Here is a 16234-nt window from a genome sequence, read left to right on the forward strand (position 1 = left end):
TGAGCACTCTCCGTGCGCAACAATCCCTCTGTGGCACTGCGTGAACTCCTTCCCCCCACAGCGTCCGATTCGCCCGAGGCCGGTACCGGGCAACCGGACACCGAATGCACCGACTCGATCGAGCTGATCGAGGCGGCTGCGCCGCTCACTCGGCGGCAGGCGCGGCCTCGACGACGGCGACGCAGCCCGCTCGCCGTCGGATTCGTGATCGTCGCAGCCGCTGCCACCGGCTCGGTGGCAGCGCTGATGACCTCCTCCGAGGATGCCTCGACGGGCGCCTACCCCTCGGTTCCCCCCGTACCCCCGGCTCCCAGCTCTGCGGTCGACGGCCCGACGACGTCCCCGACGCAGGCCGAGGCCGCGCGGTCGGTCACGTCGTCCCCGCGGTTGTCCGGGCCCGGACTGGTGACCCAGCGGGCAGCCCGGGCGTCCAGTGACCCGGGCCGTCGGTCCGCCGGGGCACGGCGGATCTCCGATGTACCGGATCGTCCGGCGGCGGTGATCGACTGGCCGACTCTCACCTACACCCTGAAAGCGGCCGATGGGCCGATGGAACCGCCCTCGTTCCCGGCCGCCCCGGCCGGGTTCGCCGTGACCTCGTCATCCACCAGCACCGTGACCATCACACGCGGTCGGTACTTCACCGCGGTCGGGAAGTTGCCGGTGCGCACGGCGGCCTACGAGGTCTGCCGTCGCCAGCGGTTCTTCGTCCGGTGGCTGGCGATCGACCCGGCCGCGGTGGTCGCGGCGACGCTGGTGGACGAACGGGTCAGCACCGTGCAGAACCGGCCGGTGCACGGTTCGGCCGGGTGGATGTCGACCTTCGGCTGCGTGCAGCCGGCGCTGCGCATCGCGCCGAGTACCCTCGGCCCCGGCTCGGCAACGGTGATCGTCGAGACCCAGGTGTGGCAGCGGCGTTAGGCCCGCGTTAGGCCAGGAGCACGATCGTCCGTCGCCGCTGCCCGCACCAGGGCGTCTCGGCCCGTCTCAGGCCAGCGCAGGCCATCTCGGGCCATCTCAGGCGTGGAGCAGGCCACCCTCGGGGGTGAAGCCGTCGGCCTCGGGATCGTCGAACCAGTCGCCACCCTCGGCGAGATAGCGGAACCGGTACACCGAGCCCCGGGGCACGGTGACCGAGACGCTGCGGGTGCCGTTGGTGCGCTTGATCAGGGTGTGCGCGCCAGGGATCCAGGAGTTGAAATCGCCCACGACGGAGACGCGGGCCGGACTGGAGTCGGTGGGGAGAGCGAACGTGACCTTGACGTCACGTCCGGTCGGCTTACGGCGGATCATGGGAACCTCCTCGTGGCGGCGCTGTGCCACCACGGCATCCGGGTGCGGTACCACCGCAGCGCAACCGCAGCGCCACGTGACGACCGCCGGGCAAGGGTCGTGGAGCCGGCCTGCGGGTGAACGGGACGCTGCGTCGATGGAGCGCATCGCGGGCCGGTCCCCAGTATGCCCGCTGCGGCTCACCGGGTGGGGGAGGTCGAGGTCGTTGACGGCCTGTCAGTGGCCCACCGGCACCGGTGCACCGGACTGAAGATCAACGAAAGGCGGTGGCAGGTAACGCGTTCCGGCGGGGTTCGAACCGACCAGCACCAGGCCATAGGCCGCCGGGGCGAGCTCGGGCAAGGGGGGCGGACACTCGATGGAGGTCGCCCGCCGGGAGCCCTCCTCAGCCGGGGCAGCCGAGATTGCGGCGACAGCTGCGGGAGTGGCGACAGCTGCGGGAGTGGTGGGAGTGGCTGTGGCGGGCGCGGCGGCCGGTGCCTCGGCGGCGAGTTCGGCGTGAAAGTCGTTGTTTCCGAACAGGTCGAGCGCCTCGTCCGGTGGGGTTGCAGCGTCGTCCACCGGCAGTCGGAGCGAGCGCGGCGCCGGGCGATCGGCGGACTGCCGGGCCGTCGGGCGGTCGGCGAGCGCACCGAGCGCCTTGATCGGCAACTGCTCCGCGAACTGATGCCAGGCGAAGCGTTCGGCGTTGACGCTGCCTCGGTCCGCGACCAGCGGGGACATCAGGTCCTCGGCGATCGAGGTCCAGGTGCCCGCGTCGAAACGGTGGATGCCCTCGACCGGCAGGTACACACACCCCGCGCCACCGACCTCGGCGAACACCGAGTGATCGGTGGCGAGGACCGGTCGTCCGGCCCGGTGGGCCTCGGCGATCGGCCAGACGAAACTGCGCGGTCGGCCCAGGGCCAGGACGGCGCGAGCCCGGCCGTAGAGCGCGCTGAGTTTGCCGTCACTGATGTCGGTGAACACCGAGACGTGGCCGCCGCAACCGGTGACCAGGTCTTCTTCGTCGTCGGTGAGCGGGGCGCCCACGACCACCAGGGAGGCGCCGTCCAGATGGGCGGTTCGGCGCAGCCGCGACCACGCCGTGATGGCCTCGGCGCGCCGGGTGTGCGGCTCGGGGCCGCCGACGGTCATCAGGTAGGGCCAGCCGGGCGGTGACCAGGCCTCGAGTCGAGCGGAGTGCTCGGCCAGACTCGGATCGAGCGGCGGGTAGAGCACCTGTGCCCGCCGGCCGGTGAGTTCCTCGACCGCGTCGGCCGTGAAGCGACTGGTGGCGATGAGGGAGTCGGCCCGGTGCAGACCGCGGATCACGGCGCGGGCTCGGAGTCGTCGCAGTGGATGGGTGCGTCGTCCACCCTCGGCGGCATCGGCCAGGCCGTCGAGCTCGTGGCAGGTCACGGCGACGGGTACCCGGTCGGCCAGAGGCGAGGTATACGGAACGTCACGCACGTCGATCACGTGCACCAGGTCGAGGTCGGCGCTGGCTCGACGGACCTGCCGGGTGAGCCAGGTCGCGTTCTCGGCGGCGGCCAGGTGCTCGGCTGCCTGGTTGCGGGGGGCGCGGCGCGAGAGGCTGTCGGGAGCGGTCAGCACCTGGACCTGGGCGCCGGAGCGTTCCCAGGCGGTGGCTGTCAGCCGGGACAGGCGGCGCAGCGCGGGGCCGCGGGAGGGGTGAGCTCCGAGTACGAGAACTCGGGTTGGCATGCTGCGTCCTCTTGGTCCTCTTGTCGCGTGTCTCCGCCGCCTGGCTCAGGCGGCGGGTATGGCCGGAATCGAACCGATACTCACCTAACTGTGACCGATCAGGTGCTCACAGTAGTCCCGAGATTCACGGGGAGTGAAGGACTAGTTCGCATGGGTGACCAAAGATCGGTCGTTTGGAGGAGGAAGCGGACGGTGATGTCGCCCGTGGCCGCTCTGTACCGCTTTGACGGGGACGGCGAGGGCATCGAGAGTTTCGTGATTCCGCGCCGTGAGGGGGTGGGGCGATCCGAGTACGTACCGCATCTCAGATGCTCCGCAGAGTGACCGGCAGGTGTGACGAGCCCGGTCAATGAGCCCCGTAACGACCCTTGGACGACCCGACGGTGCCCCCAATGCGGCCTCGGGGAGGCATAGTGGTACCGCGCAGAGACGTGCCAGGGCTTGCACCATGCACCCACTGGCCGCCAAAGTCACCTGTCACGTAGTACGGGTCGCAGTACGGAAGGACGTCGAAGTGACTCAGGACCACGCCAGCCCGATCTCGGGGGACTCCTCGATCGACAGTCTCTTCGAGACCACGATGCGCGGGTACAACAAGCGCCAGGTCGACGAATACATCGGCTGGCTGCGCGCCGAGCTCAGTTCGGCTCAGGAGGATGCGCACACCGCTCGGGAGCAGTCCGAGGGCACCGTGCGCGACATGCAGCGGCTGCGCGACGACATGGCCAAGCTGCGCTCCGAGTCGTCGTTGGCCAACCGCCCGCAGCACGAGGAGGTCAGCGAGCGTCTGGCCCAGATCCTGCGACTCGCCGACGAGGAGGCCGACCAGAAGCGCGCCCGCGCCTCCGAAGAGGCCGACAGCACCCTCGAGGCCGCGCGGGACCAGTCGGCGAAGGTGCTGGAAGCCGCTCGCTCTGCCGCCGAGGGCATCATCTCCGCCGCTCGTGAGCGCGCCGAGAAGGAGGCCGCAGCGGCCAAGTCCGAGGCCGAGGCCCTGCTCGCCAGCGCCGCAGCCTCGTCGCAGTCGACGTTGGAGGACGCCGAGCACCGCGCTGCCCGGGTGCTCGCCGATGCCGACCAGCGGACGGGCCAGATCAGCTCGCTGCAGGACGAGCGGCTCGCCGCTCTGCGCGAGGTGCACACCGACACCCTGCGCCGGCTCGAGGTGGTGCGCGGCGCCCTCGAGAAGGTGCTCACCGCCGAGATCGACGCCGGTCCGCCGGACACCGGGATCGACCCCGCCCCGCTTCCCGCCGCAGGTATGGCGCTTCGTGCCGTGGACGTCGACCTGCCGCAGGCCCCGGTGCACCACGACCGCGACGCGATGCGGACCCCGAACAGCGAACCGGCTCCCGCGGTCGAGGATGCCGAGGACTCGGGTGCTGCGGAGTACACCGAGGGCGGCGTGGACGAGTCGGCGCTGGCCACCGGGATGATCAGTACGGACGCCGTGGCTGCGGCTGCCCTCGAGCAGGGAGTCGAGGCCGGCGACCTGGCCGACTCGACCGACCTCAGCGGCAATCAGCTGCGCGTCGGACGCTGAGCACACGCTGTGCGCGGCCCCACCCGGGTTCGGGTCGGGGCCGCGCACTGCGTTTCGGGCTTGCCGGCTCAGCCCCGACGGCCCCAGTACTTGCGGTAGAAGGCGGCCGACTTCGGGTTCTGTGAGGTCTGGAACAGGTCACCCTTGATGTAGGCGTCCGGTTCGCTGAAGTAGTTCTCGAAGACCAGCACATCGGTGCTGTCGGCGAACAGGTGCCACATCTTGTCCATGAAGTAGGTGCTGTCGCCCGGCCCCTGCACGCCGTCCAGGCCCCACTCCGGGACGGCGAAGCCGATGCCGTGGGTCCGGGCGAAGGCGATGCCGTCCCGGAGTCCGGGCGCCCAGCTGGGGGCGATGGCCCGTTGCCAGGTGGCCTCGTCCTTGGCCAGCAGCTTGTAGCGGTTGTAGTGATCCATCGAGAGGCCGTCCACCACGTCACTGCCGGGGTACATCTGGTAGAGCGGGGCGAGCCGGTCGGTCGATCCGGTGAGCACCGTGCCGCAGTTGATGTCCATCCAGAAGGTGAATTTCGGCGACACCGCGGTCATGATCTCGGCCACGCGCCGGAAGGTGGCCTTGTACTCGTCGACCGTGTCGGTCGTGACCGACCAGGGGAACCAGTACCCGTTGGCCTCCACCCCGACGCGGATGGCGGCGTCGCCGTGGCCCGCGGCCACCAACTGTTGGGCGATCACCCGGAAGACCTCGTCGTGGGAGCCGTCCAACACGTCGCTCCAGCGGCCCTTGCGATCCTTGGGCAGCAGTGGCAGGCCATAGGCCAGGCGGCCGTGGAAGCTCGAGAAGTCGTTCATCGCCCAGGCGCTGTTGCGGATCTCGGTCCAGGTCGAGTAGGCCGGGTAGACCGTGGCGAAGTCCATCGGGGTGCCGCGCCAGGCCCCGGCCCGGTCGGCGAGGGCAGCCGTGACCGCGCCGCCGGTCCAGATCCCGCTGTGCCACGCCAACCCCGACCGGGGTTTGCCGTACATCCGCACCGCCTGGGACAGCGGCGCCGTCGAGGACGGGGTGGGCGTCGGCGTGGCCGTGGGTGTTGGTGATCGGGACGGCGTGGCCCGGCTCGGTGCGCCGGAGGAGGCGGCAGCAGTGGCCACCACGGGCGTGGCCTCGGATGAGGAGTTGCGCACCACCAGCGCGACGATCCCTGCGGTCACGAGCATCGCCGCGGCCACACCACCGGCCAGCATCATCCGCCGATGGCGCATCTGGCGCTCCCAGCGCCGATCCTGGCGGGCTTGACGCGCGAGCTGAGCCAGGGCATCCAGTTCACGGCGTGACGACTGCACCGACAGTCGGTGCTGCTCGTCGGTGCCCATGGCTGCACGGTAGGTGTCCGATGGGTGGAGCGACAACACAATGACAAAGCCCGCTGCCATCGAGTGGGACTCGGACGGAGGCGGAGGCGATGTGGGCCAGGATGGTGCCATGCGACTGGTGGCCTGCGACCTGGACGGCACCGTCGTCCGCTCCGACCACACCATCTCGGATCGAACCCTCGAGGCCTTTCGAGCCTGTGAGCGCGCCGGGGTGGACGTGCTCTTCGTGACCGGCCGGCCGATGCGGTGGATGGCACCCATCGTCGAGGCCACCGGACACAGCGGGGTGGCCATCTGCGGCAACGGCGCCGTGGTCTACGACCTGGGCAACGAGTCGGTGATCGAGGTGCGAGCGTTGACCGCCGAGGCGGTGACGGCCAGCGTGAGCGCCCTGCGGGGCGTCATGGCCGAGGTGGCCTTCGCCTATGAGACGGTGACCGGGCCGTGCCGCGAGGCCGACTACCTGCCCCACCTCGAGGCTGCCTGGCAGATGCCTGTCGGCACCGTCGAGGAACTGCTGGCCGATGGTCGGCAGGTGCTGAAGGTGCTCTGCCGCAGCAGCGTGATGAAGGCCGACGAGATGCTCGCCCGGGCGCGTCCCGTGCTGGCAGGCCTGGCCGAGCCGGTGCACTCCAACAGCGCCGACAGCCTGCTGGAACTGAGCGCCCTCGGCGTCAGCAAGGCCGCGACGCTGGCCGACATCGCCGGTCAACGCGGCATCGCGCCGTCCGAGGTGGTGGCGTTCGGTGACATGCCGAACGACGTCCCCATGCTGCACTGGGCGGGTCGGGGCTACGCGATGGCCGATGGCCACCCGGAGGCGATTGCCGCAGCGGATGCGATCGCCCCCGCGTGCGACCTGGACGGCGTGGCAGCCGTGATCGAGCAGCTGCTGGGTCAGAGGTACTGCCCGGTCGAGTGACCGGACTCATCGCCGGACGGCCCGGACCCGGGTGACATCCCACCCGGGCCACCAGGAGCCATGCCGGCCATGCCCGGCGCCATCCCGCCCGGCAACGCGCGACGCATCTGTTCCAACTGGGCGCGGGCGGCCATCTGCTGGGCGAAGAGCGCGGTCTGGATGCCGTGGAACAGGCCCTCCAGCCAGCCGACCAACTGGGCCTGCGCGATGCGCAACTCGGCGTCCGAGGGAACGGTGTCCTCCTGGAACGGCAACGTGATCCGGCGCAGCTCGTCGACCAGCTCGGGGGCCAGACCCTGTTCGAGCTCCTTCAGCGACCGTTCGTGGATCTCGGCCAGCCGGGTGCGACCGGCCTCGTCCAGCGGGGCGCTGCGGACCTCCTCCAGCAACTGCTTGATCATGTTGCCGATCCGCATCACCTTGGCCGGTTCCTCGATCAGCTCGGCCGGGCCGCGCTCGCCCGGTTCGGTCTCACCGGTGACGGCCATGCCCTCGGGGGTGACCACGACGATCCGCTGACCGCCGGCCGGGCGGTCCGGGGTCTCGCCCGGTTGCTCGTTGGTCTCGCTCATGGCCACATCCTGCCCCAGGGGTGGCGAACTCGTAGGCTGCGCTGTCATGACCGCCGCCGCCGAGTCCGCCGCCCCGTCGTCCGACCCGCGCCTCGACCCGCTCGACATCACCGCGGTGCGTGCCGCCTACCCGGCGTTGGCCGACGGCTGGGCCTACCTGGACGGCGCTGCCGGAACCCAGGTACCCGAGGCCGTCATCGCGGCCGAGTCGCAGGCCTACCGTCGCGGGATCGGCAACCACGGCGGCTTCTTCGCGGCGTCCGGGCGGTCGGACGCCCACACCCGGGCGGCTCGCGAGGCGATCGTCGATCTGATCGGTGCGCCGGGGCCGTCCGGGGTGGCGCTCGGGCCGAGCACGACGGCGCTGACCTTCCGGTTCGCCGAGGCACTGGCCAAGACCTGGCGCCCGGGCGACGAGATCGTGCTGACCCGGCTCGACCACGACGCGAACGTGCGGCCGTGGGTGCTGGCCGCGGCCCGCACCGGGGTGCGGGTGCGCTGGGCCGATCCGGTGCGGCCGACGCTCGACCTGCCCACCGAGGCGGTCACCGACCTGATCGGATCGCGCACCCGGTTGGTGGCGGTCACCGCGGCGTCCAACGTGGTGGGCACTCGTCCGGACATCCCGGCGATCGCGACCGCGGCGCACGCGGTGGGGGCTCTGGTCTACACCGACGGTGTGCACGCCACGCCCCACGGGCCGGTCGACCTGGCCGCGCTCGGCGCCGACCTGTACGCCACCAGCGCGTACAAGTGGTCCGGCCCGCACCTGGCCGCGGTGGCCGGGGACCCTGCGCTGCTGGCCGACCTGCACCCGGACAAGCTCGACTCGGTGGTCGACGTGGCGCCCGACCGGTTCGAGCGGGGCACCGCGCCCTTCGCCCAGCACGCGGGACTGGCGGCGGCGGTCGATCACCTCGCCCAGCTGGTGCCGTCGCCGACGGCCGGTGCCGGACGCCGCGATCGGATCCTGGTGTCGATGGCGGCGATCGAGGCCCACGAGAGCGCGCTGTTGCAGCGGCTGCTCGACGGCATCGCATCGATGGTTCACGTGGAACGGATCGGCGCGCCCACTCGGCTGACCCCGACGGTCTGGTTCCGGGTGCGGGGGATGACACCGGACGAGGTCGCGCAGGCCTGCGCCGCAGCCCAGGTCAATGTGTGGTCCGGGCACAATTACGCCTGGGAACTGGCCGGCTTCCTGGGCATCCGTGACTCGGGCTCCGCGGTGCGCGCGGGCATGTCGTGCTACACCTCGGTCGAGGACGTCGACCGGCTGCTCGTCGTCCTGGACGGGCTGGGTTGAGCCGGGTCGGGCCGAGAAAGGGGCAGGCGTGAGCATCGAGGTCGAACTGCCGAAGTTGCTGGAGGTGGCCGGAGGATTCGGCACTATCCCCATGCTGCTGAGTACCGACGCCGACGGCCGCCCGCGGGCCGCCGCGACCTCGCTGAGCTGGCAGGGCACCACGGCGACGGCTCGGGCCGGACGGCGTTCCCTCGCCAACGCCGGCGAGCGGCGACTGGTCAGCCTGTTGTGGCCGGCACCGCCGGGCGAACGCTTCGCGTTGCTGGTGGACGGTGAGGCGACGCAGGTCACGCCCGACGACGACCCTGGCAAGGGCGGCTTCGTGACCATCGAGGTGGCCCGCGCGATCCTGCACGTGGTGGGTGGAGTTCACACCTGATTCTCGATGCCTCGGTGTAAAAGCCGCGAAAGCCACTGTTGTCGGAATCACCATTCCGGCGGGCAGAACGTCGGGGGGTACGCGCGTTCTCGTACCGTAAGTTGCGATCAGCAGGACTGCGTCAGCAGCTCCGTTCGACCGCTCGTCATATTCGTCTCTCACAGCGAGGTGTCTGCCAGACATGTCCCTCATCGGTACCCAGGTGAAGCCCTTCTCCGCCACCGCCTTCCAGAACGGCGCGTTCGTCGAGGTCAGCGATGCCGACCTGAAGGGCAAGTGGTCCGTGGTGTTCTTCTACCCGGCCGACTTCACTTTCGTCTGCCCCACCGAGCTCGGCGACCTGGCCGACAACTATGCCGAGTTCACCCAGCTCGGTGTCGAGATCTACGCGGTGTCGACCGACACCCACTTCACCCACAAGGCCTGGCACGACTCGTCCGAGACGATCAAGAAGATCCAGTACGTGATGGTCGGTGACCCCACCGCCGCCATCTCGCGCAACTTCGACGTGCTGATCGAAGAGGCCGGCCTGGCCGACCGGGGCACCTTCGTGATCGACCCCGAGGGCATCATCCAGATCATCGAGGTCAATGCCGGTGGTGTCGGGCGCAACGCGGCCGAGCTGCTGCGCAAGGTCAAGGCCGCACAGTACGTCGCCGCCCACCCGGGCGAGGTCTGCCCCGCCAAGTGGGAAGAGGGCGAGCAGACCCTGGCGCCGTCGCTGGACCTGGTCGGCAAGATCTGACCACCACGCTCCACGCGTGATCACCGACAGATCGCAGTTCACACCGGGGTTGCCGGAGTGGGCTGCGATCTTTCGGTGATCGCCACTGTTCGACCCGCGCTCGACCCGCGTTCGACCTCACGGAGACACCCCATGCTCGACGCCGCACTCACCACCCAGCTCTCGGCCTACCTGACCAAGATCACTCGCCCGATCGTGCTCCAATCGTCGCTGGACGACGGTCCGAAGTCGCGCGAGCTCGCCGGGCTGCTGGACGAGATCGCGGCCCTGAGCGACAAGATCACCGTGATGCGCTCGGACGACGACCCGCGACGTCCGTCGTTCGTGATCCGGCCCGCGGACGGCGACGCCGCACCGATCTCGCTGCGCTTCGCCGGGATCCCGCTGGGTCACGAGTTCACCTCGTTGGTGCTGGCCCTGCTGCAGGTGGGCGGTCACCCCTCGACGCTGGCCCAGGAGTTGCTCGACCAGGTGCGCGCGCTACCCGGGGAGCACCACTTCGAGACCTACTTCTCGTTGTCGTGCCAGAACTGCCCGGACGTGGTGCAGGCGCTGAACCTGATGGCGGTGCTCAACCCCGGCGTCAGCCACGTCGCGATCGACGGGGCGCTGTACCAGGACGAGATCGACGCCCGGCAGATCCTCGCGGTGCCGACCGTGTTCCACAACGGGCAGTTGTTCGGTCAGGGCCGCATGACGCTCGACGAGATCGTCGCCAAGCTCGACTCCGGGGCGATCGCGCGCGAGGCCGAGCGATTGAACGGGATGGCGCCGTTCGACGTCCTGGTGGTCGGTGGGGGTCCGGCGGGTGCCGCGGCCGCGATCTACGCTGCCCGCAAGGGGATCCGCACCGGCGTGGTGGCCGAGCGGTTCGGTGGTCAGGTGCTCGACACGATGTCGATCGAGAACTTCATCTCGGTCGAGCACACCGAGGGGCCGAAGCTGGCCGCGGCGCTGGAGGCACATGTCAGTGCCTACGACGTCGAGCTGATCCGTATGCAGCGGGCCGAGGCGCTGGTGCCGGCCGACGCCGAGGGCGGGCTGCACGAGGTGGTGCTCGACAGTGGCGCCCGGCTGCGGGCGCGCACCGTGGTGCTGGCCACCGGGGCCCGCTGGCGCACCATGGGTGTGGACGGCGAGACGGACTACCGCAACAAGGGCGTCACGTTCTGCCCGCACTGTGACGGGCCGCTGTTCAAGGGCAAGCCGGTTGCCGTGATCGGCGGCGGCAACTCGGGCGTCGAGGCCGCGATCGATCTGGCCGGCGTGGTGTCCCACGTGACCCTGCTCGAGTTCGACCCTCAACTGCGCGCTGACGAGGTGCTGCAGCGATCGTTGCGCAGCCTGTCCAATGTGGACGTGGTGGTCAGCGCCCGTACCACCGAGGTGATCGGCGACGGCGGCAAGGTCACCGCGTTGACGTACGAGGACCGTACCGATGGGTCGGTGAAGAAGGTCGACCTCAACGCGGTGTTCGTGCAGATCGGTCTGCTGCCCAACACCGAGTGGTTGGGCGAGACGGTGGCCCGGACCCCGCGGGGCGAGATCGAGATCGATGCTGCCGGCCACACCTCGGTGCCCGGGGTGTTCGCCGCCGGTGACTGCACGACGGTGCCGTACAAGCAGATCGTGATCGCTCTGGGGGCCGGGGCCACCGCTTCGCTCAGCGCCTTCAACCACTTGATCCGGACCGGGCTACCCCAGGCCGGGGCCGAGAGCGAGGCCGTCGGTCAGCCGGTGTGACCGCTGAGGGCCACCAGCACGCCGGCGACGGCGAAGTACTTGTTCGATCCGAGGTCACGCACGGTCGTGATGCCGAATGCGGCCTTCAGGTGCTCGGCGTCCGCGTCGGTCACCCCGGCGAGGGCCGAGACCGGCGCAGCCAGGATCTCGTCGAGGGACTTGCCCTCCCAGGCCTTGTCGAGTGCCTTGTCCAGATTGATCGATACCGCCATGGTGTCCACCCCTTCGTGGTTCCTGCGTGGCGCGGCCTGTTCGTCCGCTGGGTCGAGTCTGCACCCGATGATCACTCACTGCGGGCTGGTCGGGGGGATGTGAGGTCCGTTATCTCATCGTGACCTTCTCTGGGCAGATCGAAGGCAACCTTCGAGCCGTCCGATGCGTCTCTGTCGGTACCGGGGGCGGCCAAGGAGTGGCCCGCCGCGTGGATCAGGACGCGGTTTGGCCGCCCCTTGGCCGACTGGCTCGATACTGATCACCGTGATGGTGAACAGTGCGGGTGCACCGACGCACGGCTATGGGGCGAAGACGCTGGCCCACAAGCTCGGCCTGACCCAACGGCCGGACTGGCGAGTGCTGAGCATCGATGCGCCACAGGAGTACCCCGAGCTGCTGGCCGACGTGTGGCCGCTGGCCTCCTACACCGCGGTCTCGGGCCGCGCTGTCCCGCAGGGCCTGCACGATCTGGTTCATCTCTTCGCCCTCGACGAGGCTCATCTGGTGCGGCGCCTGCCTGCGGCGCTCGACTGCCTGGACGACGGCGCCGCGCTGTGGTTGTCGTGGCCGAAGAAGTCCTCACCGTTGTTTCGAGACCTCACCGAGGACGGCCTGCGCCGGCACGTCCTGCCCACCGGATGGGTCGATGTGAAGGTGGCCGCCGTCAGCGAGATCTGGTCGGGCCTGAAGTTCTTGCGCCGGCGGGGCTGAAGGGATGCTGAGCGCGAGGTTGGTGCGGTGGTGGCGGTTGGCCTTCGGAGTGCTGGCCGCCGGGTCGGCGCTGTTGATCGTGCGCCGGCCGCCCACCGACCGCCTCGCCGACCTGGGGGTCTACCTGGGCGCCGTCCGGCAGTTGCAGGTGGGGATGCCGCCGTATGACTTTCATGCCGCCAACGGTGATCCGTTCACGTATCCGCCGTTCGCGCTGTTGACGTTCTATCCCCTCGGGTGGCTGCCCGATGGCGTGGTCGGCGTGGCCTGGACAGCGGCGACACTGCTGGCCATGGTGGTGCTCGCCCGGCTGGTGGTGAGTCATTGGCCGGACGGCGCGTCGTTGTCGGTGTCGGCGGCCGTGACCTCGCGGACGGCGCTGACCTGGGCAGGTGCCGTCGCCCTGTTGCTCAGCGCCCCGGGGCAGAGCAACGTGCGCTTCGGACAGGTGAGCGTCTTCCTGGTGGTTGCGGTGTTGGCCGATGCCCTGGGCGTGCTGCCGGCGCCCTACCGGGGGGTCCTGATCGGGTTGGCCGCTGCGATCAAGCTCACGCCATTGTTGTTCGTGGCGTCCCACTGGATGGCCGGACGTCGTCGCGAGGCCGCCGTGGCGGCCGGAACCTTCACGGGGGCAACGGTTCTGGCCGGGTTGGTGCTGCCGCAGGCCAGCTGGACCTACTGGACGTCGGCGATGCTGACCACCTCGCGCATCGGGGAGTTGGCCGCGCTGGGCAACCAGTCGGTCAACGGCATGCTGTTGCGTTCCGGTGTGCCGGGGCAGGTGCGTCCGGTGGTGTGGGGACTGGTTCTGGTGGTGCTGTGCGGCGCAGCGCTGTGGCGGGCGCGGGCGTTTGATCGGGCGGGATTGCGCACGCACGCAGCGGTCTTGGTCGGCTGTGCCACCGTGGCTGCCTCGCCGGTGTCGTGGACTCATCACCAGTTCTGGACCGTGTTGGCGGCCATGCTGCTGATCGGCGGCACCGAGCCGATGCGCCGAGTGGCCGGGGTGATGCTGCTGGCCGTGATGAGTGTGGGGCTGGTCGACGTGGTGGCCCGGCTGCCGGTGGGTGACCATGCGCTGTTCCTGGTGGGCAATGCGCGGGGGTTGGCGGTGGTGGTGCTCTGCGTGGCGGGGTTCGGTGAGCTGGTTCGGGGCGCTCGGACAAGCGCTGCCGACCGAGTGCAAGGTCTGCGTCACCCCCGGTTGTCGTGGGTGCCGGTGACGTTGGTGAGTCTGGCGTTGTTCGCTCTGCTCCCGGTGCCGGGCGGGCCAGACTCGCGCTGGAAGCCGGTACCCGCCGACGAGGTGCTCGCTGAGTCGTCCGGAGGATTGCCAGCATGTGCGGCGGGAATCGGGGTGGCGACCAGTGAGTCGGGATGCTTCGAGGCGCCGCTATGGGCGGATCTTCCGATCAATTACTCCATGGGACAGGTGAACGGCTCCGAGAAGGTCGAGGGATTCGCGGCCGCCGAGGTGACACGGCTCGACTATGTGCCGGCGCCGGGCGTGCGGGCGACCCAGATCCCGCTGACCCGGCTGAAGACGGGACAGCAGGTGTTCGGCTTCTGGGTTGGTGACACCACGTATGCCCAGCTACGCATGTTCGGGCCAGGCGGGGTGTACCTGGGGGACTTCGGCGGCAAACTCCGTCAGTCGAGTGGTGTCTATCCGAGCATCGCGGCACGGCTCATTGTCGTCGCGAGCACGCTCTGGCAGGACTGATTGATCCCGAGTGGCGTGGGCGCCGAATGAGTTCCGAAGCCCTTGTCGCGTAAGGGAACTGGCGCCCTCGACTACTAGAGATAGAACGTATGTTCGAGTAGACTGAATGCATGTTCACGGCCGACCTATTGCACGACGCGGACGCCGAGGTGGCTCGGCTCAGCGTCGACAACGACGCGCTGCGGGTCGAGGTCGAGGCATTGCGGGCCGAGAACTCGGTGCAGCGGGAGCAGCTGGCGGGGCGCGAGGAGCGGTTGTCGGCGCGGGAGGCGGTGTGGGACTGGTTCACCGACGGTGGACCCGAGAACGAGGACGACCGGGACGTGGTGGCGGGGCGGATCTGCCGGACGTTCCTGACCCCGGGCACCGTCGAGCCGTCGTTGGTGACCGTGGCGGCGGTCACTCTTGCGCAGTCGCAGCCGTCGGGATTGTCGGATGCGGAGGTGGTCTCGGCGGCGGTGGCGTGCCGGCAGGCGATCACCCACATCGAACTCACCCAAGCCCAACTCACCCGGGAGTTGGCGTGGCGGTATCAGGCGCGGCACCCGCATGAGCTGGATCTGGATGTCGAGGTGAACCTGCCGGAGTGGGTGCGTGACCCCGAGGAGCGGGCGTTGACGGCGGCGATCGAGGAGGTCGCCGCGGTGGCGCGGATCAGCCCCAGTGGGTTGCGGGCGCGGGTGGAGATGCTGGCGACCTGGCCCGAGGACCACGGCCGGCTGTATCGGGCGCTGCTGGAGGGCACGATCTCCACGACCCGGGCGCGGGAGGTGGCCCGCCAGACCGCACGCCTGGCGGCGGGTCGGGCGCGGGACTGGGTGGAACAGATGATCCTGCCGGTGGCCGAGCAACTCGGCGCCGTGGGGTTGCGCAATCGGATCGAGCGGCTGATCGCGCAGGCCGACGCGGTGGCGTATCGCCGGATCCTGGACGATGCCGCCACCGAACGCGACACCGTCAAGGTCACCCAGCACGGCTACGGCCGGGCGGCCATCACTTACCGGGGCTCGCTCACCAACGTCGCCGAGCTCCATGCTGCGCTGCTGCACCGGGTCCGGGCCGTCACCTGCCCCGACAGTGGCAACGGTGGGTCGGTGGGGCAGCGGGAACGTCAGGCGGCCTCGATGGCGCAGGTCATGTTCGACCTGGTCACCGACCCCGACACCATGCCCCCGCTGCTGCCCACCGCACCCGGCGGCGCCGGCGACGGTGACCCTGACGCCGCGACCACCACCCGGCACACCGACACCCCGCACGCACCGGAACCGACCGAGGCGACCACGGCCCCGGCGACAGGCGAGGACGAGACCGGTGACGACGTGGTCAGTGACGAGGTGACCGGCGGCGGCGTGACCCGTGGTGGCCTGCTCGGCGGCGACGCCGTCAGCGCCCCGGCGCCGGCCTGCCCGGGGATCCGGGTTGAACCCAAGGTGTCGTTGAACGTCACCATCCCCTTCCAGGTCCTCACCGCCCTCTGGGCCGGTCAGCGACCGCCGACCGGATCCGGATGGGTCGAAGCGGCCGGCCACGGACCCATCCCGACCGATGCCCTCGCCGCGATCCTCGACAAGTACGGGAGACGCGCGCTGTGGCGATGCCAGGTCCTCGACGACCGACCCGACTCCCCGACCTACGGCACCCTCATCGCGATCGGCCGCGCCGCCACCGACCCCGGGTACACGCCGTCCCCGTTCATGAAGGCCCTGGTCAAGGCCAACCGGCCGCGGTGCTCCCACCCCGGCTGCGGTCGTCCCGCCATCGAGGCCGACCTCGACCACCTCACCGCCCACAGCGCGGGCGGCCAGACCAGCGAGAAGAACCTGGCCCCTCTGTGCCGATTCCACCACCTGTTGAAGCACCACGCCGGGTTCACTCCGACGCTGGACACTGTCACGGGGCAGGTCACCTGGCGCACGCCGTCCGGACACCACGTCAGCGAACCACCCGACACCCCACCACCCTTGGCGGCCGAGGGCGACCTGCCCGGTGCCTGGCCGCTCCTGCCGCCACCGCGCCGTCCCGAGGGAACCCCGCCACCGTTCTGAG

The 16234-nt window shown here is 70.1% G+C and carries 15 protein-coding genes; 10 read left to right on the forward strand and 5 right to left on the reverse strand.

Annotated features, from left to right (window positions below):
* Positions 1 to 30 precede the first annotated feature (30 nt).
* Positions 31 to 921, forward strand: coding sequence for a hypothetical protein (locus IPK24_21105; GenBank protein ID MBK8077987.1), 891 nt, complete (start codon positions 31 to 33; stop codon positions 919 to 921).
* 96 nt (positions 922 to 1017) lie between these two features.
* Here IPK24_21105 and IPK24_21110 read toward each other — a convergent pair whose 3' ends face one another.
* Entirely contained in the window at positions 1018 to 1293 is a 276-nt protein-coding gene (locus tag IPK24_21110; GenBank protein MBK8077988.1) for an isoamylase early set domain-containing protein, read from the reverse strand.
* Between the two features lie 216 nt (positions 1294 to 1509).
* Positions 1510 to 3000 (reverse strand): glycosyltransferase, encoded by a 1491-nt coding sequence (locus IPK24_21115; GenBank protein MBK8077989.1) that lies wholly within the window; start codon positions 2998 to 3000, stop codon positions 1510 to 1512.
* A gap of 514 nt (positions 3001 to 3514) precedes the next feature.
* Between IPK24_21115 and IPK24_21120 the strand changes: the two genes are divergently transcribed.
* Positions 3515 to 4543, forward strand: a complete 1029-nt coding sequence (locus IPK24_21120; protein MBK8077990.1) for a hypothetical protein — start codon at positions 3515 to 3517, stop codon at positions 4541 to 4543.
* A 68-nt stretch (positions 4544 to 4611) separates the two neighbouring features.
* Here IPK24_21120 and IPK24_21125 read toward each other — a convergent pair whose 3' ends face one another.
* Positions 4612 to 5874, reverse strand: coding sequence for a hypothetical protein (locus IPK24_21125; GenBank protein MBK8077991.1), 1263 nt, complete (start codon positions 5872 to 5874; stop codon positions 4612 to 4614).
* A gap of 109 nt (positions 5875 to 5983) precedes the next feature.
* Here IPK24_21125 and IPK24_21130 point away from each other — a divergent pair, with 109 nt between their 5' ends.
* Positions 5984 to 6796 (forward strand): HAD family phosphatase, encoded by an 813-nt coding sequence (locus IPK24_21130; GenBank protein ID MBK8077992.1) that lies wholly within the window; start codon positions 5984 to 5986, stop codon positions 6794 to 6796.
* Here IPK24_21130 and IPK24_21135 read toward each other — a convergent pair.
* Complete coding sequence (locus IPK24_21135) at positions 6772 to 7368, reverse strand: bacterial proteasome activator family protein (GenBank protein ID MBK8077993.1); 597 nt, start codon at positions 7366 to 7368, stop codon at positions 6772 to 6774. The two genes, IPK24_21130 and IPK24_21135, sit on opposite strands and share 25 nt — an antisense overlap.
* A gap of 46 nt (positions 7369 to 7414) precedes the next feature.
* Here IPK24_21135 and IPK24_21140 point away from each other — a divergent pair, with 46 nt between their 5' ends.
* From IPK24_21140 to ahpF, 4 genes are all read left to right on the forward strand, one after another.
* On the forward strand, positions 7415 to 8674 hold the full coding sequence (locus tag IPK24_21140; protein ID MBK8077994.1) for a cysteine desulfurase-like protein: 1260 nt from the start codon (positions 7415 to 7417) through the stop codon (positions 8672 to 8674).
* Positions 8675 to 8702: 28 nt separating this feature from the next.
* Complete coding sequence (locus tag IPK24_21145; protein ID MBK8077995.1) at positions 8703 to 9053, forward strand: hypothetical protein; 351 nt, start codon at positions 8703 to 8705, stop codon at positions 9051 to 9053.
* A gap of 181 nt (positions 9054 to 9234) precedes the next feature.
* Positions 9235 to 9798: a peroxiredoxin gene (ahpC, locus tag IPK24_21150; GenBank protein ID MBK8077996.1), complete on the forward strand. Its 564-nt coding sequence runs from the start codon at positions 9235 to 9237 to the stop codon at positions 9796 to 9798.
* A gap of 132 nt (positions 9799 to 9930) precedes the next feature.
* Positions 9931 to 11541, forward strand: coding sequence for an alkyl hydroperoxide reductase subunit F (ahpF, locus tag IPK24_21155; protein MBK8077997.1), 1611 nt, complete (start codon positions 9931 to 9933; stop codon positions 11539 to 11541).
* Here ahpF and IPK24_21160 read toward each other — a convergent pair.
* Positions 11529 to 11753, reverse strand: coding sequence for a hypothetical protein (locus IPK24_21160; protein ID MBK8077998.1), 225 nt, complete (start codon positions 11751 to 11753; stop codon positions 11529 to 11531). The two genes, ahpF and IPK24_21160, sit on opposite strands and share 13 nt — an antisense overlap.
* A gap of 265 nt (positions 11754 to 12018) precedes the next feature.
* Here IPK24_21160 and IPK24_21165 point away from each other — a divergent pair, with 265 nt between their 5' ends.
* The 3 genes from IPK24_21165 to IPK24_21175 all read left to right on the forward strand — a co-directional run bounded on the left by IPK24_21165 (position 12019) and on the right by IPK24_21175 (position 16233).
* Positions 12019 to 12465, forward strand: coding sequence for a DUF3052 domain-containing protein (locus IPK24_21165; protein MBK8077999.1), 447 nt, complete (start codon positions 12019 to 12021; stop codon positions 12463 to 12465).
* Positions 12466 to 12469: 4 nt separating this feature from the next.
* Complete coding sequence (locus IPK24_21170) at positions 12470 to 14188, forward strand: DUF2029 domain-containing protein (protein ID MBK8078000.1); 1719 nt, start codon at positions 12470 to 12472, stop codon at positions 14186 to 14188.
* 110 nt (positions 14189 to 14298) lie between these two features.
* Positions 14299 to 16233: a hypothetical protein gene (locus IPK24_21175; GenBank protein MBK8078001.1), complete on the forward strand. Its 1935-nt coding sequence runs from the start codon at positions 14299 to 14301 to the stop codon at positions 16231 to 16233.
* Position 16234 lies beyond the last annotated feature (1 nt).

This window comes from Kineosporiaceae bacterium, assembly GCA_016713225.1.
Taxonomy (GTDB): domain Bacteria; phylum Actinomycetota; class Actinomycetes; order Actinomycetales; family Kineosporiaceae; genus JADJPO01.